We start from the raw sequence: 22,161 nt of genomic DNA, 5'->3' as shown, positions 1-22,161 counted from the left end.
CACTGTCCGCCACCCTATCCGTACCCACCGTTCCACCGGGGACGGTGGCCGCCCGCCGACGAACCAGGGTCCGGGCCGCCGGACTCGGGGCGGGTCTGCTGCTGCTCGTCACCGTCGTGGTGCTCAGCGTAGCCGTCGGCGCGCGACAACTCACCCCCGTCGAGGTGTGGCAGGGCCTGTTCTCCGCCGCCTCACCCGAACACGCGGTGGTCCAGCAGATGCGGCTGCCCCGCACGCTGCTCGGCCTGCTCGCCGGCGCGGCCCTCGGCGTGGCCGGCGCGCTCATGCAGGCACTCACCCGCAACCCGCTCGCCGACCCGGGCCTGCTCGGCATCAACGCCGGCGCGTCCGCCGCGGTGGCCACCGCCACCGCGCTGTTCGGCGTCGCCACGGTGCGCGGATGGATCTGGTTCGCCCTGCTCGGAGCGGTGGTCGTCACCGTCGCGGTACACGCCGTCGGCGGCGGCCGGCAGGCCACCCCGGAGCGGCTGGCGCTGGCCGGCGCCGCCCTCAATGCGGTGCTCTACTCGTACGTCAGCGCGATGATGCTGCTCGACTCCGCCGCGCTGGACCGGCTGCGGTTCTGGACCGTCGGCTCGCTGGCCACCGCCGACTTCACCACCGTCGGCACGGTGGCCCCGTTCATCCTGGCCGGGCTCCTGGTCGGACTGGCCGGGGCCCGCCCGCTCAACGCCCTGGCCCTCGGCGACGACGCCGCCCGCGCCCTCGGCGCGCGACCCGCCCTGGTCCGGGCCGGCACCGTCACCGCGGTCACCCTGCTCTGCGGCGCGGCCACCGCCGCCTGCGGCCCGATCGTCTTCGTCGGTCTGCTCGTCCCCCACCTGGTACGCGCGCTGACCGGCCCGGACCTGCGCTGGCTGCTGCCCTACGCCGCGGTGCTCGCACCGGTGCTGCTGCTCGGCGCCGACGTGCTCGGCCGGGTCCTCGGTCGACCCGGTGAACTCCAGGTCGGCCTGGTCACCGCCGTGCTCGGCGGGCCGCTGTTCCTGCGCCTGGTGGCCCGCCGATGACCCGCACCGGGTCCACCGACCCGTCGACCCGCACCGGGTCCACCGGCCCGATGCCCCGTACCAGGTCCGCCGGCCCGTCGACCCGCCCCCGCCCGCCGGTGCGGGTGGTCCGGCTCGGCGGACGGTCGGTGCGCTGGCGCGGCCGGTCCCTGGTCGTCGGGCTCGGTGTCGCCGCCCTGGTCGTCGTCCTCGGGGTGGCCGCGATCGGCGGCGGTGACTACCCGATGAGCACCGCCGACGTGCTGCGCACCCTCACCGGCGGCGGCACCCCTGCCGAGGACTTCATCGTCGGCGAGCTGCGGCTACCCCGGCTCGTCACCGCGCTCGGCGTCGGGGCCGCCCTGGCGCTGTCCGGCGCGATCCTCCAGTCCCTGGTCCGCAATCCGCTGGGCAGCCCCGACGTGCTCGGGGTCACCCAGGGCGCGGCCACCGGCGCGCTGGTCGTGGTGGTGCTCGGCGGCGGCACCCTGCTGCTGTCCGGGGCGGCGCTGCTGGGCGGGCTCGCCACCGGCCTGCTGCTGTGGGCGGTCGCCGGCCGGCACGGCCTGCCCGGCTACCGGCTGGTGCTGGTCGGCATCGGCACCACGGCCATCCTCACCGGCGTCAACGGCTGGCTGCTCACCCGGGCGCCGCTGATGGACGCGGCGCGGGCGGTGCTCTGGCTCACCGGCAGCCTCGACGGTCGGGGCTGGGAGCAGGCCGTCCCGCTGCTCGGCCTGCTGGGGCTGCTGACGACGGTGGTGGTCGGCGTGGCCCGTCCGCTGTCCATGATCGAGCTCGGTGACGACACCGCCACCGCGCTCGGCGTGCCGGTGGCCCGGGTCCGGCGCCTGCTGCTCGCCGCGGCGGTGCTGCTCGCCGCCGGAGCGGCGGCCGCCGCCGGCCCGGTCTCCTTCGTCGCCCTGGTCGCGCCGCACCTGGCCCGCCGGCTGACCCGGGCACCCGGGCCGAACCTGGCCGCCGCCGCCGGCACCGGAGCGGTGCTGCTGCTCGCCGCCGACCTGGCCGCGCAGCGGGCGGTCGACGGCCACCAGCTCCCCGTCGGGGTGGTCACCGGCCTGATCGGCGGCGGCTACCTGGTATGGCTGCTCGCCGCGCGACGCCGCGCGGCCCGGATCTGAGGAGGACGTGGTGACACCGGAGAGTCGGCTGGGCGGGGTCGGGCTGACCCTGGCCTACGATCGCCGGGTGGTGGCCCGGGACCTGTCGGTGGCCGTACCTGACCGGTCGTTCACGGTGGTGATCGGCCCCAACGCCTGCGGCAAGTCCACCCTGCTGCGCGCCCTGGCCCGGACGCTGCGACCGGCCGCCGGGACGGTGCTGCTCGACGGCCGGGACATCCACTCGCTGCGCTCCCGCCAGGTGGCCCGCACCCTCGGCCTGCTGCCGCAGTCGTCGGTCGCACCGGAGGGCATCACGGTGGCCGACCTGGTCGCCCGGGGCCGCTACCCGCACCAGGGCCTGCTCCGCCAGTGGTCCACCGAGGACGAGCAGGTGGTGACCCGGTCGATGGCCGCCACCGGCGTCGGCGAGCTGGCCGACCGGCCCGTCGACGAGCTGTCCGGTGGGCAGCGGCAACGGGTCTGGATCGCGATGGCGCTGGCCCAGCAGACCGACCTGCTGCTGCTCGACGAACCCACCACCTACCTGGACGTCGCCCACCAGATCGAGGTGCTCGACCTGTGCGCCCGGCTGCACGAGGAGCAGGGCCGGACCCTGGTCGCGGTGCTGCACGACCTGCACCACGCGGCCCGGTACGCCACCCACCTGATCGCCCTGCGCGACGGTCGGGTGGTGGCCCAGGGCGACCCCCGCGAGGTGGTCACCGCCGCCCTCGTCGAGGAGGTGTTCGGGCTACCCTGCCGGATCGTCGAGGACCCGGAGACCGGCACCCCGCTGGTCGTCCCCCGTGCCCGGCGGCGCGGTCAGTCCGGGCCGGTGACCGCGGGGTAGTCGGCGGCGGTCAACGGGCCGGCCGACAGCGAACCGTCGGCCCGGGGCACCTCCAGCGGCCCACCGCGCAGCAGGAACGACACCCCGGAGACGTCGGCGCGACTGTCCAGGGTGCAGACGATCTGCCCGTACGCCAGCACCTCGTCGCTGCGACCGGACTCCTCCCCCAGCGGCTCGACCTCCACGTGCGCCCGCCCGTCGACCAGCCGCGCGCCCAGCACGTGCACCGCGCCCGGCAGGGCGGTGCCGAGGCCGGCCGCCCGCTCGGCCCGGGTGGGGCCGGCCAGCAGCCGACGCAGGTGCCCGTCCACCCCACCGGCGGCGTCGACCTGCCGGACCGTCCGGACCAGTCGTCCGTCGCGGACCAGGCAGAACGCCTGCTCCACCCGGCCCGGGACGCTGCTGGCGGCCGGAGCGGCCGGGGGCCCGAACGGCGGTTCGACGCCCCGGGGCCGGTCGTCGACCGGCACCCCGCACCCGGCCGGCAGCAGCAGCGCCACCACCGGCAGCAGCACCCACCACCGCACCGACGGCGACACCCGCCGGTACGCGCCCCGGCGGTACACGTCCCGGCGGTACACGTCCCGGCGGTACGCGCCCCGGGGGGCGCGCCCGGTCACGTCCGGCTCCCCGCGCCCGGTCACGTCCGGCTCCCCGGCAGCTCCACCCGGAACCGGGCACCGCCGCCGGGCCGGTCGCCGACCGAGGCCCGACCCCCGTGGGCGGCCGCATGCTGGGCGACCAGCGCCAGTCCCAACCCGGTGCCGTCCCCGCCGGCCCGGTCGTGTGCCGCCCGCCCCCGGACGAACCGGTCGAAGACCACCTCCCGGTCGGCCACCGGCACCCCCGGACCCTCGTCGTCGACCTCCACCATCCCGACCCCGTCGCGGACCCAGAGCCGCACCGCGACCGGGCCGCCGCCGTAGCGGACCGCGTTGTCCAGCAGGTTGACCAGCACCTGCTCCACCCGCCGGGGGTCCACCGACCAGAGTCCCGGCGGGGGCGGGCCGGCGTCCACCAGCGACTCGGGCAACCCCCGCCCCCGGCACACCGCCCGGGCCAGCGCCAGCACGTCGACCTCCTCCCGCTGCACCGGCCGGTCGCTGCGGGCCAGTTCGATCAGGTCGTTGACCAGCCGCTGGAACCGGGTGATCTCCTCGCTGACCAGACCGGCGGCGGTGGCCGTGCGATCGTCCAACCCGTCCCGACGCCGGGACAGCACGCTCGCCGCCGCCGACAGCGTCTGCAACGGTGAGCGCAGCTCGTGGGCGACGTCGGCGGCGAACCGGCGGTCCCGTTCGATCCGCACCGCCACCTGGTCGACCATCCGGTTGAACGAGGTGGAGAGCCGGGCCAGGTCCGGGTCGGTGCCGGGGGCGAGCCGGGCGGTGACGTCCCCCGCCGCGATCTTCTCGGCCGCGTCGGCCACCGCCGTCAACGGGCGCAACCCGTGCCGGGTGGCGTACCAGCCCAGTGCCGCACCGGAGCCGGCCACGGTCACCGCCACCACGGTCAGCGCCAACGCCAGCACCTGGAACGTCTGCTCCAGCTCCCGCAGCGAGGTGATCTCGTAGTAGCCGGTCGACTCCGCCAGCGGCACCCCGACCAGCAGGGCGGGCTGCCCCTCGACCCGGATCCGCTGCACCCCCGGCTCGCCGTCGGCGACCATCGCCATCAGCCCGGCCGGCACCGCGCCGGACGGCCCCTCGTCGGCGGTCCGGGCGTACCAGCGGCCGTCGCGGTACACCAGCGCCCGACGGCTGCCACCGGTGTCCAGGGTGCGCAGCACCTCGTAGACGTCCGGGGTGTCGGTGTCCAGACCGGCGCGGACCACCGCCGCGTCGAAGTACGCCGCCCGCAGCGCGGTCCGCTCCCGCTCGTCGAGCAACGAGCGGCGCACCAGCTCGTACGAGATCAGCGCCATCAGCGCCGACAGCAGCAGCGCACCGACCGCGAACGCGGCGGTGACCCGGGCCCGCAGGCCGAGCCGCCTCATCGTTGCAGCTTGTAGCCGAGGCCCCGCAGGGTGACCAGGTGCCGGGGGTTGGCCGGATCGGCCTCGATCTTCTGCCGCAGCCGGCCCACGTGCACGTCGACCAGCCGCTCGTCGCCGGTCTCGTAGCCCCACACCCGGCTGAGCAGCTGCTGCCGGGACAGCACCCGCCCGGCGTGCTCGGCCAGCTCGCAGAGCAACCGGAACTCGGTCCGGGTCACCGGCACGGGCCGCCCGGCCCGGCGTACCTCACCGGCCTCCGGGCTGATCTCCAGCGCGCCGAAGGCCAGCACCGGCACCGTCGCCGCGGTCACCGACGCGACGCTGCGGCCCCGGCGGCGCAGTGCCCGCAGCCTCGCCGAGAGCTCCTTGATGGCGACCGGCTTGACCAGGTAGTCGTCCGCGCCGGCCTCCAGCGCGGCGACGATGTCGTGGGTGTCGTCGCGGGCGCTGACCACCACGATCGGCACGTCGTCGTGGCGGCGTAGCTGCCTGATGCACTCGAAGCCGTCCAGGCCGGGCAGCATCAGGTCCACCAGCACGTAGTCGGCGGTGTCCTGCCGCTGCGCCCGCAGCCCCTCCTCGGCCGTGGCCGCCCCGCGCGCCAGGTAGCCCTCGTCCTCCAGGGCCAGCAGCAGCGCCAGACGGATCCGGTCGTCGTCCTCGATCACCAGTACGCCCGCCATCGGCAAATCGTGCCCGGTGCGCTCCGGCGATGACGACCCGCCTACGGGGTACGCGAAATTTGTCACGCAACTGACATACGTCTGCGCGGCCCCCGCCAACCTCGCCCAGCAGGCTGGAATCCGGACAGCGAACCGGAAGGAGGGCGATCGTGGGAGCGTCCCGCCCGGAGTGCACCGTACCGCTGGTGGAGGTGTGCGTCACCGACGACCTGGACCTGGCCGCGCTGGCCCGGTCCCGGCAGGTCTTCGACCGGCTCGTCGAGCTGCGCCCGGCACACGTGGTGGTGGACCTCTCGGCATGCCGGCACCTCGACGCCGCCGCCGTCGGGCTGCTGCTCGACGTGCACCGGCAACTGGCCCGCCACGGCGGTGTGCTGACGCTGCGGGATCCCAGCCCCCGGGCGATGCGCGTGCTGAGCGCCGCCCGGGTGTCCCGGGTGCTGCCCATGGTCACCACCCCGAGGGCACTGCCGGTGGACGGCGGTCTGGTCCCGCCGGCCGTCCACCGGCAGCCCGCCCTGCCCCGGCTGCGGGAGCACAGCCGGTGAGCGGCACCGGGATCGTCGCCGCCGTCGTGGTCGGGCTCGTGATCGGCGCGCTGGGCCGGCTCGTCGTCCCCGGCCGCACCCAGCTGCCGCTCTGGCTCACCCTCGCCGTCGGTCTGGTCGCCGCGCTGCTCGGCACCATCCTGAGCCGGCTGGTCGGCATCGACGGCGACGGCTACACGCTGCGGCAGCTGATCGTGCAGGTCGGCCTGGCCGGGGTCGCCGTGGCGCTGGTCGTCGGGACCGCCGGCGGCCGTGCCGAGCGCTGACCCACCCGATCCGGTCGTGACCCGGCGCGCGGGGTATCCGGTCGACCACCGCGCCGGGTCATGACCACCGGGCCACCGACGTCGACCCTTCAAGGAGGAGACCGATGACCGTCGTACCGGACGACCCGCTGATGACGCTGATCTGCGACAGCTGCGGGACGGTGGCGAGCGGCCCGGCCTGCGTCCTGCCCGACGCCGAGGTGGTCTGGACGTTCGTCGCCGAGCAGGGCTGGACCGGTTCCCCGTTCGCCACCGGCCCGCACCGCTGCCCCCGCTGCGAACTCCTGCCGGCACCGGCGCCGCAGGCCCGCGCGCCGCGCCGCGCCGACCCGCTCGGTGTGCTCGGCGTCGAGCACCTGGACGAGGTGGCGATCGTCACCGCCGCCGGGGACCTGGACATCGCCACCGGCGACGACCTGCACGGGGTACTGGCGGAGGCGGTCGACGCCGACCGGCACGTGGTGGTCGACCTGGTCCGGGTGCACCTGATCGACTCCACCGCGCTCGGGGTGCTGGTCCGGGCCCGGCAGGAGGCCCGGCACCGCGGCCGGCGGCTCAGCCTTGCCGGGCCGTCCCGGTTCGTCCGCACCGTGCTGCACACCATGCGGCTGGACCGGGTCTTCCCGGTCTTCGACACCCGCCGGGACGCGGTGGACTGGTCCCGGTCCGCCGGGTCCGACCGCTCCCCGGTCAGGAGCACGGCACGGTGATGCCGGGGCTGCGGCCCGACGGGGCCCGGTTCCGCCGGGCGTCCCGCGTCACGGGGGTGTCAGCGCGGGGCCGCCACGTGGGCCGGCGGCTGGGGGCCGAACGTGTCGAGGAACCGGTCCCGGAAGGTGTCCATCCGCCACACCGGCGCGTCCGGGCCGGGGCGCAGGCCCTCCTGCCAGCCCCAACCGGCCACCCGGGCCAGCACCGCCGGATCGCGGGCGACCACGGTGATCGGCACGTCCCGGCTGGCGTTCGGGCCGGTGACCAGCGGGGACGGTTGGTGGTCGCCGAGGAAGACCAGCACTAGGTCGTCGTCGCCGTAGGTCTGGACGTAGGAGATCAGGCTGTTCAACGAGTATTCGATGGCCCGGCGGTAACCGGTGCGTACCTCGGTGGTGCTCCGCCCCACCACGTCCTTGGGGTTGAACGCCACCGACGTCGGGCGGCGGTAGATCGAGCCGTCCCCGACGTGGTCCCAGTCGAGCATCCGGGGGATCGCCGCCCACGGTGAGTGGCTGGAGATCAGCGGGATCTCCGCCATGATCGGCGCGCGGTCCGGGGTGGCCCGCTCCCGACGCTGGAAGGTGGACAGGGTGTACTGGTCGGGCATCGGCGCATAGCTGAACTGCGGCCCCCGGTATTCCAGCCCGGCCGCGTCGTGGTAGCGGTCGTAGCCGAAGAAGGCCCCCTCCGGCCAGGGCGAGGTGGCCGCCGGCATCACCCCGACGGTGTCCCAGCCGGCCCGCTGGAACGCCCTGTTGAGGGTGAACCGGTCGCTGGCCAGCAGGCTGTCGTGCCGCTGCTGGTTGTCGATCCACAGCCCGGACAGCAGCGTGTCGTGGGCCAGCCAGCTTCCGCCACCGGCGGTGGGCGAGGTCAGGAAGCCGCTGCGGGCGGTGAAGCCGGCGGCGGCCAGCCGCCGGGTGCCGCCGTCGAGCACCGCGCCGACCTGCCCGGCGAACTCCGGGTCCTCGACCGCGTCCCGGCCGTAGCTCTCCACGAAGGCCAGCACCACGTCCTTGCCGCGCAGCGCGGTGAGCAACTGGTCACCCGGGGTGTCCCGGTAGGCGTCCCGGGCGACCTGGCCGGCGAACTCCCGCCGGTCCCGCAGCCCCGCGCCGACCTGCCCGACATGCTGCCCGACCAGGATGGCGGTGCCGGAGTCGGCGACCGGCACGCCGAGGGTCGCGGCGGCCACCCAGAGCGCGGTCAGCCCGGCGACCACCCGGACGGCGGCCCGGCGGTGCCCGGTCGCCGCCCGGGTCAGCCGCTGCACCGACCGGACGGTGAGCACCAGCAACGCGACCACCAGGGCGACCAGGCCGACGGCGGCGGCGAGCGCACCGCCGCCGCCCACCGCGTCGGTGACGAAGGCGTACCCGTCGTCCAGCAGCACCCAGTCGACGACCAGGTCGAACGGGCGGGCCAGGCTGGCCGACATGCCCAGGTCGAGCACCTTGACGATGGCGACCAGCCCCAGCGCCACCCCGACCGGCACCGCGACCAGCCGCCGTGCCCGACCGGGCAGCGCCAGCAGCAGGCCGGCGGCGACCAGCCCCTCGATCGGCACCCCGAGGAACGCCGTCGGGGTGAGCTGGTCGTACCGGTCCGGCGCGGTCAGCACGACCAGGACCAGCAGCACGGCCAGCCCGGTGGTCACCCGGGCGGCGGCCCGCCGCCCACGCGCCACCGGCACGATGGGCTCGGCCGACGCGGTGGGCTCGGCCGACACGGTGGGCTCAGCCGAGGCGGTGGGCTCGGCGGACACGATGGGCTCGGCCGAGGCGGTCGGCTCGGTTGTCGGAGTGGGTCGGTCGGTCCCGGTGGCGGGATTCCCGGCTACCGTGCTCGGCCGACGCAGACGTGACAACAACGACACTCCGAATGGTCCTTCCTGGGCAGGTCCCGGCCCGCGGCCGGGTCGGCGGTCCGACTCAGACCGGCTGGTGGGCGGCGAACGGACGGTCGGCGATGGCGTCGACCCGGGGCCGCAGCGATGGTACGGACGGCAGCGCCGCGACCGACGGCCCCCGGGGCAGGGACAGCGGGCTGGCGGTCGTCGGGGCGGCGGTGCGGGCGACCCGGGCGGGTCGGTGCCACCAGAGCCAGCCCACGTCGTGCCCGAACGACTCGACCAGCAGCGCCAACGCCACCGCGGCCAGCACGGCGGCCGCCGGCCGGGCCAGCAGGTCCGCGGCGACGACGAGCAGCAGCACGCCCTGCGCGGCGGCGACCACCTTGCGCCAGAAGCGCGGCGGCAACGACCCCCGCAGCCAGGGCAGCAGCCGGCCGGCGGCGACGAAGGCGTACCGCAGGCCGCCGATGGCGAGCACCCACGGCCCCACCGCGGGGGCCACCTGGACGCTGAGCACCAGGATGAGGAACGCGTCGACCTCCATGTCGAACCGGGCGCCGAGCGCGCTGACCGTGCCGGTGCGCCGGGCCACCCAGCCGTCCACCGCGTCCAGGGCCAGTGCCACCGCGGTCATCGGCACCAGCACCCCCAGCGGGGTCGCGCCGTCCAGGCCGGTCACGACCAGGGCGGTCACCCCGCCGACGAGCACCCCCCGGGCCAGCGTCACCCGGTCCGCCGGCCCGAGCCGGTCGGCACCGCCACGGCGCAGACCGCGCCGCAGCGCGACGCAGGTGACCACGCCGTACCCGAGGCCGGCCAGCCAGCCGGCGACGTCGAGCCCGACGGTCGCGGCCAGCCCGGCCAGCAGGACGGTCTGTACGGTCAGGCCGAGCACCGGACCGGTTCGAACCCTGGACACCCTGCCTCCGTGTTTATGATCGACGACCTCGGTAATGGGTACGCAGGACGCCGCCGATTCGTTCGGTTCCGCCGGCAGATGAGGAGAAAACCGCGTGATCCGCGACGCCCAGGCCTTCTGGCTCCGTGCTCCCGGGGTCGGTGAGCTGAGGCCGGTCACCCTGCCCACGCCCGGCCCCGACGAGGTGCTGGTCCGCAGCCGCTACTCCGGCGTCAGCCGCGGCACCGAGACGCTGGTCTTCACCGGCAGTGTGCCACCGAGCCAGTACACCGCGATGCGCGCCCCGTTCCAGGAGGGCGACTTTCCCGCCCCGGTCAAGTACGGCTACCTCAGCGTCGGGGTGGTCGAGGCCGGTCCGGCGGCGTTGCGCGGCCGCACGGTGTTCTGCCTGCACCCGCACCAGAGCGCGTACGTGGTGCCGGCGTCGGCGGTGACCCCGGTGCCCGACGGCGTGCCGGCGGCCCGCGCGGTGCTGGCCGGCACGGTGGAGACGGCGGTCAACGCGCTGTGGGACGCCGCGCCGCTGGTCGGCGACCGGGTCAGCGTGGTCGGCGGCGGGATGGTGGGGTGCAGCGTGGCGGCCCTGCTGGCCCGCTTCCCCGGGGTCCGGGTCGAGCTGGTCGACACCGACCCGGCGCGGGCGGCGGTCGCCTCGGCGCTGGGGGTCGACTTCACCCCGCCCGAAGCGGCGACCGGCGGGCGGGACCTGGTGGTGCACGCCAGCGCCACCGCCGCCGGGTTGCAACGCAGCCTGGACCTGCTCGCCCCGGAGGGCACCGTGGTCGAGCTGAGCTGGTACGGCGACCGGCCGGTCGAACTGTCACTGGGCGGGGCGTTCCATGCCGGCCGGTTGACCGTCCGCAGCAGCCAGGTCGGCACGGTCTCCCCGGCGCGGGCGTCGCGGCGGAACTTCGGCGACCGGCTGGCGCTCGCCCTGGAGCTGCTCGCCGACCCGGTGTTCGACACGCTGCTGACCGGGCGGTCCCGCTTCGCCGAGCTGCCCGACGTGCTCGGCCGGCTGGCCTCGGGGGAACTGCCCGCGCTGTGCCATCTGATCACCTACGACGAGGAGACACCGTGTTCAGCGTGACCGTACGGGACCACATCATGATCGCGCACAGCTTCCGGGGCGAGGTGTTCGGGCCGGCGCAGAAGCTGCACGGGGCGACCTTCGTCGTCGACGCCACCTTCCGCCGTCCGGAGCTGGACGACGACGGCATCGTGGTGGACATCGGCCGGGCGATCGACGAGCTGAAGGCGGTGCTGGCCGACCTGACGTACCGGAACCTGGACGACGAGCCGGCGTTCGCCGGGCAGAACACCACCACCGAGGTGCTGTGCCGGGCCATCGCCGACCGGCTCGCCGACCGGGTGCACGCCGGTGGCCTGGGCACGGGCGCCCGGGAGCTGTCCGGGATCACGGTCACCCTGCACGAGTCGCACATCGCCTGGGCCAGCTACGAGCGGTCGTTGTAGCCCGTGCCGGCGGTGCACGTCGTCCTGCCGGGGGACATCGACGACCCGGCCACGCCCAGCGGCGGCAACGCGTACGACCGGCGGGTCTGCGCCGGGCTCGGGGTGGCCGGCTGGACGGTGCACGAGCACGGCGTACCCGGGGACTGGCCGCACCCCGACGAGGCGGCGCGGGCGCGGCTGGCCGGGGTGCTGACGGCCCTGCCGGACGGCACGCTGGTGCTCTACGACGGGCTGGTCGCCTCGACCGTGCCGGAGCTGCTGGCGGCACAGGCCGGTCGGCTGCGTCAGGTGCTGCTGGTGCACATGCCGCTGGACGACGAGGCCGAGGCCCGCGCCCTGCCGGCGGCCGACGCGCTCGTCACCACCAGCGGCTGGACCCGGGAGCTGCTGCTGGCCCGGCACCGGATCGACCCGGCCCGGGTGACGGTGGCCACCCCGGGGGTCGACCCGGCCGACGTCGCCCCCGGCACGGCCGCCGGCACCGCGCTGCTCTGCGTCGCGGCGGTCACCCCGGTCAAGGGGCACGACGTGCTGCTCGACGCGTTGACCGGGCTGGTCGACCGGCCGTGGACGCTGGACTGCGTGGGCGCGCTGGACCGTGACCCGGCCTTCGTGGCCGGGCTGCGCATGCGGGCGGACCGGGAGGGGCTGGCCGGGCGGGTGCGCTGGCACGGACCGGTGACCGGGCCGGCGCTGGACGCGGCGTACGCGGGGGCGGATCTGCTGGTCCTGCCGTCGCGGGCCGAGACGTACGGGATGGTGGTGGTCGAGGCCCTGGCCCGGGGGCTGCCGGTGCTGGGCAGCACGGTCGGCGGGGTGCCCGAGGCGCTGGGCCGGGCCGGCGACGGTGCCGCGCCGGGGGTGCTGGTGCCGCCGGACGACCCGGTGGCGCTGGCCGGGGCGCTGCGCCGCTGGCTGCACTCGGCCGACCTGCGGGACCGGCTGCGCCACGCGGCCCGGGGCCGGCGGGCCGCCCTGCCGGGCTGGCCGGCCACCGTGACGATCATCTCCCAGGTGCTGGACGGAGTGAGGACATGACCGCGTACGCCACCGAACCGTTCGCCGACTGGCTGCGGCTGCGGGAACCCGCCGACGCCGACGCCCGCAGCGGGGAGCTGGTCGACCTGCTCCGCGCCCGGCTCACCGGCACCGGACCGGCCGCCGGTGCCGGTGCGCCGGACCGGTCGCCGGCCGGTGAGGGCGAGCCCGGGATGCTGATGGCCGGCGGCGGATCGGTCACGTCGCTGCGCGGGGACCGGCCGTGGGTGGTGCACGACCTGGGCAGCGGCACCGGGTCGATGCTGCGCTGGCTGGCCCCGCTGCTGCCCGGCCCGCAGCGCTGGGTGCTGCACGACCGGGATCCGGGGCTGCTGGAGCGGGCCGGCGCGGCGGTGCCGGTGGCCGCCGACGGCAGCCCGGTCGAGGTGACCACCCGGCAGGGCGACATCACCCGGCTGACCCCCGCCGACCTGGCCGACGCGGACCTGGTCACCGCGTCGGCGCTGCTGGACATGCTCACCGCCGACGAGATCGCCCGGATCGTGGCCGCCTGCGCGGGCGTCGGCTGCCCCAGCCTGTTCGTGCTCTCCGTGGTCGGTCGGGTCCGGTTCGACCCCGCCGACCCGCTGGACGCCGAGGTCGCCGCCGCCTTCGACGCCCACCAGCGGCGTACCGTCGACGGCCGGACGCTGCTCGGCCCGGACGCCGCCGGGGTGACCGTCGCCGAGTTCGCCCGGCACGGGATGCCGGTGACCGTGCGGTCGACCCCGTGGCGGCTCGGGCCGCAGCGGGCGGAACTGATCGTGGAGTGGTTCGACGGCTGGCTGGAGGCGGCCGTCGCCCAGCGCCCCGACCTGACCGACCGGACGGCCGGGTACGCCCGGTGGCGGCGGGCCGAGGCGGTGGCCGGTCGGCTCACCGTCACCGTCGGCCACGACGACCTCCTCGCCGGGGTGGAATGAACCGATTCGCCGGCCGGTACGTGAGAAGGGACAGGATCTCCGGAGGAGGAACCGCGTGTCACCCGACGCCACCGGCACGTCACCCGCCCGCGCCCGTACCGCCTGGGCCTGGCTGAGCAACCTGGGCGGGGTGGCCCTGGTCGGCGCGCTGCTGTGGTGGCTGGGCACCGGTCCGGCCCTGGCCGGACTGCGCCGGATCGACGCCCCGGCGGTGCTGGGCGCGCTGGCCCTGGGCGCGCTGGCCACGGTCGGCTGCGCGTGGCGGTGGCGGTTGGTCGCCGGCGGGCTCGGCATCCGGCTGCCGCTGGGCACGGCGGTGGCCGACTGCTACCGGGCGGTCTTCCTCAACGCGACGCTGCCCGGCGGGGTGCTCGGCGACGTGCACCGGGCGGTGCGGCACGGTCGGGAGGCCGGTGACCTGGGCCGGGCCGTGCGGGCGGTGGTCTGGGAACGGACCGCCGGGCAGCTGGTCCAGGTGGTGTTGGCCGCGGCGCTGCTACTCGCGCTACCGTCGCCGGTGCGGCCGTACCTGCCGGTGGCGGTCGCGGTGGCGGCGGTGGTCGGCCTGGTGCTGGCGGTGCTGGTCCGGGCGCTACCCCGGTCGGGGCCGTCGCGGCGGGCCCGCGCGGTGCGGGCCGCCGCCGCCGACGTGCGGGCCGGGCTGCTCGGCCGGCGCACCGGGCCGGGGGTGCTGCTCGCCTCGACGGTGGTGGTCGGCTGCCATCTGGCGACGTTCGTGCTGGCGGCCCGGGTGGCCGGGGTCACCGCGTCGCTGACGGTGCTGGTGCCGCTGACCCTGCTGGCGCTGCTGGCGATGGCGCTGCCCGCCAACGTGGCGGGTTTCGGCCCGCGCGAGGGCGTCGCCGCGTGGGCGTTCGGGGCCGCCGGGCTGGGCGCGGCCGAGGGCGTGGCGACCGCCCTGGTGTACGGGGCGCTGGTGCTGGTCGCCGCGCTGCCGGGGGCCGCCGTGCTGGTGCTGCGGGGTCGCCCGTCCGCGCTGCGCGGACGGGCGGGTGACCGTACGGTGGGAACCCAGGGTGGTTCCTCACCGGTACCCGCTGCCGGGCTGGCCGGCAGCGCCTGACGGAGGAGACACATGTACGAAGCACTGCCGACAGCGACGGTCCGGACACAGGTCACGGTGCCGCTGCGGTTTCCCGACGGGTACGCCACCACGGCCCGGGTCTTCTCGTTCGACGGGCTGGTCGACGGTCGGGAGCACCTGGCGTTCGGGCTGGGCGACTGGGCGGGTGCCCTGCGCCGGCACGCGGCGGGCGGGACCGCGCCACTGGTCCGCCCGCACAGCGAGTGCCTGACCGGGGACGTCTTCGGCAGCCAGCGCTGCGACTGCGGGCCGCAGCTGCGCGAGGCGGTCCAGCGGATCACCGAGGCGGGCGGGTTCCTGCTCTACCTGCGCCAGGAGGGGCGCGGGATCGGCCTCTACCCCAAGCTGGACGCGTACGCCCTGCAGGACGCCGGGCTGGACACCTACCAGGCCAACGTGGCGCTCGGGCACGACGAGGACGAGCGCGACTACCGGGCCGCCGCGCAGATGCTGGCGGTGCTGGGGGTGCCGGAGCTGGTGCTGTTGAGCAGCAACCCGGACAAGGCCGAGCAGTTGACCCGGCTGGGGGTGACGGTGGCCGAGGTGGTGCCGACCGGGGTGTTCCTGTCCCCCGCCAACGCCGACTACCTGGCGGCGAAGGCGAGCCGGGCCGCGGGCCGGGCCGTCGACCTGCCGTCGTTGAACTGAGATGGGTGTCGTGCCGGTCGGGACGGCGGACACCGCCGTCCCGGCGTCGACCGGGCGGCCGTACGTGCTGCTCAGCTGCGCCACCTCGATCGACGGGTACATCGACGACGCCACCGAGCAGCGGCTGCTGCTGTCCAACGCGGAGGACATGGACCGCATCGACGCCGTGCGGGCCGGCTGCGACGCGATCCTGGTGGGCGCGGGCACGATCCGGGCCGACGATCCCCGGCTGGTGGTCCGGTCGGCACCGCTGCGGGCCGCCCGGCAGGCCGCCGGGTTGCCACCGTCGCCGGTGAAGGTGACCCTGACCGCCCGGGGACTGCTCGACCCGACGGCCCGGTTCTTCACCGTCGGCGATGCCGACAAGATCGTCTACTGCGCCACCGCGGCGGTGGACAAGACCACCGAACTGCTCGCCGGGCTGGCCACCGTGGTCGACGCGGGTGACCCGCTGGACCCGGCCCGGGCCCTGGCGGACCTCGCCGCGCGCGGGGTGGGCCGGCTGATGGTGGAGGGTGGCGCGTCGGTGCACGCCCAGTTCCTCACCGCCGGTCTCGCCGACGAGCTGCACCTGGTGGTCGCCCCGTTCTTCGTCGGGGACCGGCGGGCACCCCGGTTCGTCGGCGACGGGGCGTTCCCGTGGCACCCGGGCCGCCGGGCCAGGATCGCCGAGGTACGCCAGATCGGCGACGTGGTGCTGGTGCGCTACGCCCTGTCGGAGCGTTGCGCCGACGGGCGACCCGGATGAGCGACAATCGCCGGATGCGGTGCGAATCGTGGCGGGAGATCCTGTCGGCCCAGCTCGACGGGGAGGAGACCGCCGAGGAGCGGACGGCCGTCCAGGCCCACCTGGAGGGCTGCGCGGACTGCCGGGCGTGGCACGAGGTCGCCGCAGGGGTGACCCGACGGGCCCGTACCCGGGTGGTGACGGCGGTGCCCGACCTGACCGACACGATCCTCGCCACCGTGCCGCTGCCCCGCCGACCGCTCGCCGGCCGGTGGCGCGGCGGGCTGACCAACGGCCTACGGGTGACCCTGGGGCTGCTCGGCGCGGTCCAGCTCGCCCTCGGCCTGGCCCAGGTGGGCCAGGGGGTCAACGCCGACCATCTACACCCGACCGGGCAGCACCTGTGGCACGAGTCGGCGGCGTGGAACGTGGCGGTGGGCGCCGGCTTCCTCTTCGTCGCGCTGCGCCGCACCCCGCCGGCCGGGTTGTTGCCGATGCTCAGCGCCTTCGTCGCCACCCTGGTCCTGCTCTCGGTCAACGACCTGGTCACCGCGCAGGTGGCGGTGCCCCGGCTGGTCAGCCACGGGTTCCTGGTCGGCGGCTACCTGATCACCGTGCTGCTGTTCCGGCTCGGTCCACGTCCGGCCGGCCCACCGCACGGCCGGCGCACCGGCCGGTCCCGGTGGCGGCTGCGGCTCGACGAGGTCGACGAGCCGCGCCGGATGGCGGCCCAGCCGTACGGCGCGCAGGCCCGCCACCGCCGGGCGGCCTGAAACCACCCTCCCGGGGCCACCGGTCCCGCCCGCGACGACCCTCCCGCTGCCGCCTCCCGGGGTCACCGGTCCCGCCCGCACCCGGGGCGGGACGCCCTGCGCTGCCGGCCCGCGCGGGGCGGTTCAGTCCAGGCCACGGATGAGGTGCGGCTCGGCGTCCGGCTCCGACCAGTCGCACTGTCCGCGCCGGTTGGCCCGTCCCCAGGCGTCGAGGGCGGAGGGTGCCCGTACCGTGTCGGCCGGCCGGCGTCCGCCGGGGCGGCGAGGGCCGGACCGGGGTGTCTCGTCGGTGCTGTCGGTCGTCGCGTCCCCCATGTCGGGACACCTCCCGTCGCGGCACCCGGCCCCGGGCCGGACGTACCCTCGTCGCGGCACCCGGCCCCCGGGCCGGACGCACCTTCGTCGTTGCCCAGGTCAACGGCCGAGTCGTCGTACGGCGACGGCCGGCGGACAGGTATCGCACTTCCGACATCGCCCCTCGGACCAGGACCGTCGGGGCACCGGCCGGCAGGGCGGCAGGAGTGCCCGGACGGACGGGAGTCGACCGGGCACCCCCGCCCCTGCGGTGCTGGGACAATCACCGTGACCTCTGGAGGTGCGGTGAAGTATCTGATCCTGATCAGCCACAACGAACAGTCCCGTGAGGTGTGGCAGGGGCTGTCCGACGCCGAACGGCAGCAGGGCGTCCAGGCCCACACCGCCCTGCTCGAGGAGCTGGCCGGCGCCGGTGCGCTGCGTGCCGCCGAGGCGTTGGCCGACCCGGGCACGGCCCGCCGGGTGCGGGTCGACCGGGGCCGCACGATCGCCACCGACGGCCCTTTTCCCGAGGTGAAGGAGTATCTCGCCGGCTTCTACCTGGTGGAGTGCGACAGCATCGGGCAGGCGGTGGCGTACGCCGCCCGGGTGCCCGAGGCGCGGTTCGGCCTGGTCGAGGTGCGGCCGGTACGCGGCGACGGGCGACCGGACGCGTGACCGGCACGCCGGCCGTCGAGGACCTGTTGCGCGCCCACGCGCCGCAGGTGCTCGCCACCCTGATACGCCGGTACGGCAGCGTCGACACCTGCGAGGACGCCGTGCAGGAGGCCCTGCTGGCGGCGGCGGTGCAGTGGCCGCGGGAGGGGCTGCCGGCGAACCCCCGGGGCTGGCTGACCACGGTCGCCGCCCGCCGCTGGACGGAGTCCTGGCGCACCGACGCCGCCCGCCGACGCCGGGAGCGTACGGTGGCCGCCCTGACCACGCCGGGGTCGGCGCCGGTCTCCGCGGTGGACGACACGCTGACGGTGCTGCTGCTCTGCTGCCATCCGGCGCTGAGCCGGGGCTCCCAGGTGGCGCTCACCCTGCGGGCGGTCGGCGGCCTGAGCACCGCCGAGATCGCCCGCGCCTTCCTGGTGCCCGAGTCGACGGTCGCGCAACGGATCAGCCGGGCCAAGCAGCGGATCCGGGCCGGTGGCGTCGAGTTCCGGCTGCCCAGCGCCGGGGACCGCCCGGCGCGGGTGGCCGCCGTGCTGGAGGTGCTCTACCTGATCTTCAACGAGGGCCACACGGCCAGCTCGGGGCCGGCACTGACCCGGGTCGAACTCACCACCGAGGCGATCCGGCTGACCCGGCAGCTGCACCGGCAACTACCCGACGACCCTGAGGTCACCGGCCTGCTGGCACTGATGCTGCTCACCGACGCCCGTCGGCCGGCGCGGACCCGGCCGGACGGGTCGCTCGTCGCGCTGGCCGAGCAGGACCGGTCCCGGTGGGACCGGTCGGCCATCGCCGAGGGCGTCGCGCTGATCACCCGTACCCTGACGGACGCGCCGGTGGGGCCGTACCAGCTACAGGCCGCTATCGCGGCGGTGCACGACGAGGCGCCCCGGGCGGAGGACACCGACTGGCCGCAGCTCCTCGGCCTCTACAACCTGCTGCGGCACCTCGCGCCCGGCCCGATGGTCACGCTCAACCGGATCGTCGTGCTCGCCATGGTGGACGGGCCGCAGGTCGCGCTCGCGGAGCTGACCGCCGCCCAGGCCGACCCCGGGCTCGCGGGCAACCACCGTACGCAGGTCGTCCGGGCGCACCTGCTCGACCTGCTCGGCGACCGGACGGCGGCCCGGCGGTGCTACCTGCTGGCCGCCCAGGCGACGCTCAGCGTGCCGGAGCAGCAGTTCCTGCGTATGCGCGCGGCCCGGCAACCCGATCACCGTCGCCTTCCCTCCGGCGGCGCGGCCTGATCCCCTCCCCCGCTCGGGGGCCGGGCCGTTCCGCCGGGGCGCATCGGCCCGGCGTCGATGGTGCAGCCGGATGTCGAAGCCGGCCCGGTGGTCTCGACATCCGGGTGAACGTCGTCGAGCCTTCGGGAGGCCACCATGAAGTACCTGATCATGATCAGTCACGACCAGCAGGCGCGGGACGCCTGGCAGGACATGTCCGACCCGGAACGCGAGGCGGGCGTCCGGGCGCACACCGCGCTGGTGGAGGATCTCACCGCGTCGGGCGAGCTGATCGTCGCCGAGGCGCTCGCCGACCCGGGTCAGGCCAAGAGGGTGCTGGTCAGCGACGGTCGGACGGCGACCGCCGACGGCCCGTTCCCCGGTGCCGAGCCGTACCTCGCCGGCATCTACCTCGTCGAGTGCGACAGCATCGCGCGGGCGGTCGGGCAGGCCGCCCGAATCCCCGAGGCGCGCTTCGGCCTGGTCGAGGTCCGTCCGGTGCGGGACGCCGGCCGCCCCGACAGCTGAGGACCCGCAGCGGCGACGGGCCGGTGGCACCGCGCGGTGCCGCCGGCCCCTCCCTCCGGCGTGCGTATCGGCGCCGACCAGGGGTAATCCGGCCTACGACGCCCGAGGGAGGCCACCTCCCTCGCGGTGGGCACCCGTAAGGGGCACGAAAGCTATTGGCATTAGCTTTTTGCCTAGCTAAGCTAGCTGCATGACCGCACCCCAGCACACCTCCCCGTCGACGACCCGCTTCCTGCACCGTGAGGAGGGTCGCCTCGCGTACGACGTCCAGGGCAGTGGACCGCTCGTGCTCCTCGTGCCCGGTATGGCGGAGCTGCGCAGTTCGTACCGTTTCCTGGCCCCTGCCCTGGTCGCCGCCGGTTACACCGTGGTCACCACCGACCTGCGGGGCCACGGCGACAGCGACACCACCTTCACCTCCTACGGCGACCCCGAGACGGCCTCCGACATCAGCGCGCTGATCACCGAGCTGGGCCGACCGGCGGTCGTGGTCGGTAACTCCCTCGCCGCGGGGGCGGGCGTCATCGCCGCCGCCGACCACCCCGAGCAGATCGCCGGTCTCGTCCTGGTCGGCCCGTTCGTGCGCAACCCCACACTGCCCCCGGGGATGCGGAGCCTGTTCCACGTGATGACGTCGCCGCTGTGGGTGGCCACCGTCTGGAAGGCCTACATGCCCTCCCTCTACGCCGGCGCCAAACCCGCCGACTTCGCCGCCTACCGGGCGGCCGTCGTCGACCGGCTCCGCCAGCCCGGTTACGGCAGGGCCTTCTCGCGCACCGCCCGGCAGGCCGATCACGCATCGGCCGAGGCACGACTGGCCGAGGTGGACACGCCGGTGCTCGTCGTCATGGGTGACCGGGATCCCGACTTCAAGGACCCGGCGGCCGAGGCAGCGTGGATCGGCGAGGCGCTGCGCGGCGAGGTGGTGATGGTGCCCGACGCCGGCCACTACCCGCACGCCCAGCAGCCCGAGCCCACCACCCGCGCGGTGCTCGGGTTCCTCGCCACGGTGCACCCGGGTGCCTAGGGCCGGCCTCACCACCGAGGTCGTCATCGAGCGGGGCAGCCGACTCCTCGAGGCCCACCCCACCGACGAGCTGACCCTCGCCGCGCTCGCCGAGAGTCTCGGCGTCCGCGTCCCGTCCCTCTACAAGCACGTCGACGGCCTACCCGGGCTCCGCCGTGGCATCATGCTGCGGGCGAAGGAGAAGCTGGCGGCGGCCCTGACCGAGGCCTGCATCGGCCGTGCCCGTGCCGACGCGGTCCGCAGCCTGGCCGCCGCCTACCGGGCCTGGGCGCGGGAAAACCCGATGCAGTACCCGATGACGATCCGCGCGCCCGACCCTGACGACGCCGAGGACCAGCGGGCGAGCGCCAGCGCGCTCCACGTGGTCTACACGGTGCTGGCCGGTTACCACCTCGTCGACGACGACGCGATCGACGCCACGCGTTTCCTGCGCGCCGCGATCCACGGCTTCGTCAGCCTGGAGACCGCCGGCGCCTTCAGGCTCGCCGCCGATCTCGAACGCAGCTACGACCGCACGATCGACAGCGTGGTGACCGCCCTCGAAACCTGGCCACGCCCATGACCCCACCCCACCGACGCCACTTTCCCACCCGGGCCACCCCCGTTGACCAAAAGGTTCAGGCCATAGTTGATCTCCAACATGACGCAGACCTCTTGATCACCGGCGCGAGTCGCGGGTGGGCGGGCGGCGTGAGGGTGAGTTTGGGTTCGGGGGTCAGGAGGGTGGGGGGGCGACGCTGGCCCGGTGGACCAGGGTGGGGGCGATGGTGAACCGCTCCACCGTCCCCGGACCGTCCTCGATCTGCCGCAGCAGCATCGCCAGGCCGGCCCGGGCCACCGCGTCGAAGTCCGGCCGCACGGTGGTCAACGGCGGGATGAAGTACCCCGCCTCCGGCACGTCGTCGAAGCCGACCACGCTGATCTCCTCCGGCACCCGCCGCCCGCGCTCGCTCAACGCCCGTAGCACCCCCAGTGCGAGGTGGTCGTTGGCCGCGAAGACCGCCGTCACCTCCGGCATCCGGGCCAGCATCTGCCCGCACCGGTAGCCGGATGCCGCGCTCCAGTCGGCCGCCAGCACCGGCGGCACCTCGGCCCCGGCCGCCCGCAGCGCGGCCCGCCAGCCCTCGACCCGCCCGGCACTGTCGAACCAGTCCGCCGGGCCGGAAACGTGCCAGACGGTACGGTGTCCGGCGTCCAACAGATGCCGGGTGGCCAGCCCGGCCCCCGCCGCCTGGTCGACGGTGACCAGCGCCGCCTCCCGGGCCGGGTCGCCGTCGACGGTGACCAGCGGCACACTGTGCGGGAGGTGGTCGAGCGCCTCGTCGGCCGAGGCCACCGGAGCGATCACCACGATGCCGGCGACCCGGTGGTCGAGGTGCCGCTCCACGGCGGCGGAGATGGACCGCCGGTCGAGCGTGCTGACACTGCCCACGCTGACCGCGAAGCCGGCCGACGCGGCGGCCTGCTCCAGGGCCGCCAGCAGCGACGCCGGGCCGTACAGGGTGCTGTTCTGGGCGACCACGCCGATGAGCTGGGACCGGCCGGTGACCAGCGCCCGGGCCGCCCGGTTCGGTCGGTAGCCCAGCTCGGCGATCGCCGCACGGACCCGGACCCGGGTCTGCTCCCGGACGTTGGGGTGGTCGTTGAGCACCCGGGAAACCGTCTGGTGGGAGACTCCCGCCAGGCGGGCGACGTCCGTCATCGCAGGACCACGCATGCGGGCCATTATCCACCGGCGCGATCCCACCGGTCGTCG

General features: G+C 75.6%; 24 protein-coding genes and 2 pseudogenes. 19 read left to right on the top strand and 7 right to left on the bottom strand.

Annotation, left to right across the window (positions count from 1 at the left end; translation table 11 throughout):
- Positions 1 to 44: 44 nt before the first annotated feature.
- The 3 genes from O7625_RS20370 (at position 45) to O7625_RS20360 (ending at position 2,984) form a co-directional block, all read left to right on the top strand.
- Positions 45 to 1,031: an iron chelate uptake ABC transporter family permease subunit gene (locus O7625_RS20370; RefSeq protein ID WP_231932675.1), complete on the top strand. Its 987-nt coding sequence runs from the start codon at positions 45 to 47 to the stop codon at positions 1,029 to 1,031.
- Positions 1,032 to 1,129: 98 nt separating this feature from the next.
- Positions 1,130 to 2,152: an iron chelate uptake ABC transporter family permease subunit gene (locus tag O7625_RS20365; protein ID WP_282347018.1), complete on the top strand. Its 1,023-nt coding sequence runs from the start codon at positions 1,130 to 1,132 to the stop codon at positions 2,150 to 2,152.
- Between the two features lie 43 nt (positions 2,153 to 2,195).
- Entirely contained in the window at positions 2,196 to 2,984 is a 789-nt protein-coding gene (locus O7625_RS20360) for an ABC transporter ATP-binding protein (RefSeq protein ID WP_282347016.1), read from the top strand.
- Here the strand turns inward: O7625_RS20360 and O7625_RS20355 are convergent.
- From O7625_RS20355 to O7625_RS20345, 3 genes are all read right to left on the bottom strand, one after another.
- Positions 2,957 to 3,511 (bottom strand): GerMN domain-containing protein, encoded by a 555-nt coding sequence (locus tag O7625_RS20355; protein ID WP_282347015.1) that lies wholly within the window; start codon positions 3,509 to 3,511, stop codon positions 2,957 to 2,959. The genes O7625_RS20360 and O7625_RS20355 overlap by 28 nt on opposite strands.
- 113 nt (positions 3,512 to 3,624) lie before the next feature.
- Positions 3,625 to 4,980: a HAMP domain-containing sensor histidine kinase gene (locus O7625_RS20350; protein WP_282340648.1), complete on the bottom strand. Its 1,356-nt coding sequence runs from the start codon at positions 4,978 to 4,980 to the stop codon at positions 3,625 to 3,627.
- Positions 4,977 to 5,663, bottom strand: coding sequence for a response regulator transcription factor (locus tag O7625_RS20345; RefSeq protein ID WP_282340646.1), 687 nt, complete (start codon positions 5,661 to 5,663; stop codon positions 4,977 to 4,979). Before O7625_RS20345 ends, O7625_RS20350 begins: the two co-directional genes overlap by 4 nt.
- Before the next feature lie 149 nt (positions 5,664 to 5,812).
- Here O7625_RS20345 and O7625_RS20340 point away from each other — a divergent pair, with 149 nt between their 5' ends.
- From O7625_RS20340 to O7625_RS20330, 3 genes are all read left to right on the top strand, one after another.
- Positions 5,813 to 6,211: an STAS domain-containing protein gene (locus O7625_RS20340; protein ID WP_282340644.1), complete on the top strand. Its 399-nt coding sequence runs from the start codon at positions 5,813 to 5,815 to the stop codon at positions 6,209 to 6,211.
- On the top strand, positions 6,208 to 6,477 hold the full coding sequence (locus tag O7625_RS20335) for a transglycosylase (protein ID WP_067306388.1): 270 nt from the start codon (positions 6,208 to 6,210) through the stop codon (positions 6,475 to 6,477). The genes O7625_RS20340 and O7625_RS20335 overlap by 4 nt, the downstream gene beginning before the upstream one ends.
- 104 nt (positions 6,478 to 6,581) lie before the next feature.
- The gene (locus tag O7625_RS20330) at positions 6,582 to 7,187 is read left to right on the top strand and encodes an STAS domain-containing protein (RefSeq protein ID WP_067306392.1); all 606 of its coding nucleotides are present in this window, start codon (positions 6,582 to 6,584) and stop codon (positions 7,185 to 7,187) included.
- A 59-nt stretch (positions 7,188 to 7,246) separates the two neighbouring features.
- Here O7625_RS20330 and O7625_RS20325 read toward each other — a convergent pair.
- Positions 7,247 to 8,866: pseudogene (locus O7625_RS20325) on the bottom strand (sulfatase-like hydrolase/transferase); the annotation flags it as partial.
- 421 nt (positions 8,867 to 9,287) lie between these two features.
- Positions 9,288 to 9,962: pseudogene (locus O7625_RS20320) on the bottom strand (CDP-alcohol phosphatidyltransferase family protein); the annotation flags it as partial.
- A 94-nt stretch (positions 9,963 to 10,056) separates the two neighbouring features.
- On the opposite strand from O7625_RS20320, the gene O7625_RS20315 reads away from it, so the two are divergent.
- From O7625_RS20315 to O7625_RS20280, 8 genes are read left to right on the top strand one after another with little or no spacing between them, the layout of a single operon-like run.
- Complete coding sequence (locus tag O7625_RS20315) at positions 10,057 to 11,052, top strand: zinc-binding alcohol dehydrogenase (RefSeq protein ID WP_282340639.1); 996 nt, start codon at positions 10,057 to 10,059, stop codon at positions 11,050 to 11,052.
- Entirely contained in the window at positions 11,040 to 11,438 is a 399-nt protein-coding gene (locus O7625_RS20310) for a 6-carboxytetrahydropterin synthase (protein ID WP_067306398.1), read from the top strand. The genes O7625_RS20315 and O7625_RS20310 overlap by 13 nt, the downstream gene beginning before the upstream one ends.
- Positions 11,439 to 11,441: 3 nt before the next feature.
- A complete protein-coding gene (locus tag O7625_RS20305) occupies positions 11,442 to 12,476 on the top strand; it encodes a glycosyltransferase family 4 protein (RefSeq protein ID WP_282340636.1) in 1,035 nt (344 codons plus the stop codon).
- Entirely contained in the window at positions 12,473 to 13,399 is a 927-nt protein-coding gene (locus tag O7625_RS20300) for a class I SAM-dependent methyltransferase (protein WP_282340634.1), read from the top strand. The genes O7625_RS20305 and O7625_RS20300 overlap by 4 nt, the downstream gene beginning before the upstream one ends.
- 55 nt (positions 13,400 to 13,454) lie before the next feature.
- Positions 13,455 to 14,483: a lysylphosphatidylglycerol synthase domain-containing protein gene (locus O7625_RS20295; RefSeq protein ID WP_282340632.1), complete on the top strand. Its 1,029-nt coding sequence runs from the start codon at positions 13,455 to 13,457 to the stop codon at positions 14,481 to 14,483.
- 12 nt (positions 14,484 to 14,495) lie between these two features.
- Entirely contained in the window at positions 14,496 to 15,152 is a 657-nt protein-coding gene (gene ribA / locus O7625_RS20290; RefSeq protein WP_282340630.1) for a GTP cyclohydrolase II, read from the top strand.
- 10 nt (positions 15,153 to 15,162) lie between these two features.
- Positions 15,163 to 15,900: a dihydrofolate reductase family protein gene (locus tag O7625_RS20285; RefSeq protein ID WP_282340628.1), complete on the top strand. Its 738-nt coding sequence runs from the start codon at positions 15,163 to 15,165 to the stop codon at positions 15,898 to 15,900.
- Between the two features lie 14 nt (positions 15,901 to 15,914).
- Complete coding sequence (locus tag O7625_RS20280) at positions 15,915 to 16,652, top strand: zf-HC2 domain-containing protein (protein ID WP_282347014.1); 738 nt, start codon at positions 15,915 to 15,917, stop codon at positions 16,650 to 16,652.
- 123 nt (positions 16,653 to 16,775) lie between these two features.
- On the opposite strand, the gene O7625_RS20275 is transcribed toward O7625_RS20280, so the two are convergent.
- Positions 16,776 to 16,967 (bottom strand): hypothetical protein, encoded by a 192-nt coding sequence (locus tag O7625_RS20275; RefSeq protein WP_282340626.1) that lies wholly within the window; start codon positions 16,965 to 16,967, stop codon positions 16,776 to 16,778.
- A 285-nt stretch (positions 16,968 to 17,252) separates the two neighbouring features.
- Here O7625_RS20275 and O7625_RS20270 point away from each other — a divergent pair, with 285 nt between their 5' ends.
- The 5 genes from O7625_RS20270 to O7625_RS20250 all read left to right on the top strand — a co-directional run bounded on the left by O7625_RS20270 (position 17,253) and on the right by O7625_RS20250 (position 20,967).
- Positions 17,253 to 17,624 carry a YciI family protein gene (locus O7625_RS20270; RefSeq protein ID WP_282340624.1) on the top strand — a complete coding sequence of 124 codons (372 nt, stop codon included), beginning with the start codon at positions 17,253 to 17,255 and terminating at the stop codon, positions 17,622 to 17,624.
- Complete coding sequence (locus O7625_RS20265) at positions 17,621 to 18,871, top strand: DUF6596 domain-containing protein (protein WP_282340623.1); 1,251 nt, start codon at positions 17,621 to 17,623, stop codon at positions 18,869 to 18,871. Before O7625_RS20270 ends, O7625_RS20265 begins: the two co-directional genes overlap by 4 nt.
- A gap of 135 nt (positions 18,872 to 19,006) precedes the next feature.
- A complete protein-coding gene (locus O7625_RS20260; RefSeq protein ID WP_067307771.1) occupies positions 19,007 to 19,378 on the top strand; it encodes a YciI family protein in 372 nt (123 codons plus the stop codon).
- A gap of 190 nt (positions 19,379 to 19,568) precedes the next feature.
- Positions 19,569 to 20,405 (top strand): alpha/beta hydrolase, encoded by an 837-nt coding sequence (locus tag O7625_RS20255; RefSeq protein WP_282340620.1) that lies wholly within the window; start codon positions 19,569 to 19,571, stop codon positions 20,403 to 20,405.
- Positions 20,398 to 20,967 (top strand): TetR-like C-terminal domain-containing protein, encoded by a 570-nt coding sequence (locus O7625_RS20250; protein ID WP_282340619.1) that lies wholly within the window; start codon positions 20,398 to 20,400, stop codon positions 20,965 to 20,967. Before O7625_RS20255 ends, O7625_RS20250 begins: the two co-directional genes overlap by 8 nt.
- A gap of 153 nt (positions 20,968 to 21,120) precedes the next feature.
- Here the strand turns inward: O7625_RS20250 and O7625_RS20245 are convergent, their stop codons facing one another.
- Positions 21,121 to 22,122 carry a LacI family DNA-binding transcriptional regulator gene (locus O7625_RS20245; protein ID WP_067307795.1) on the bottom strand — a complete coding sequence of 334 codons (1,002 nt, stop codon included), beginning with the start codon at positions 22,120 to 22,122 and terminating at the stop codon, positions 21,121 to 21,123.
- Positions 22,123 to 22,161 lie beyond the last annotated feature (39 nt).

Origin of the sequence: Micromonospora sp. WMMD714 (genome assembly GCF_029581315.1) — a bacterium.
Taxonomy (GTDB): domain Bacteria; phylum Actinomycetota; class Actinomycetes; order Mycobacteriales; family Micromonosporaceae; genus Micromonospora; species Micromonospora rifamycinica.
Note: the sequence above shows the minus strand (reverse complement) of the source record. Positions and strands in the feature narration are given on the sequence as shown.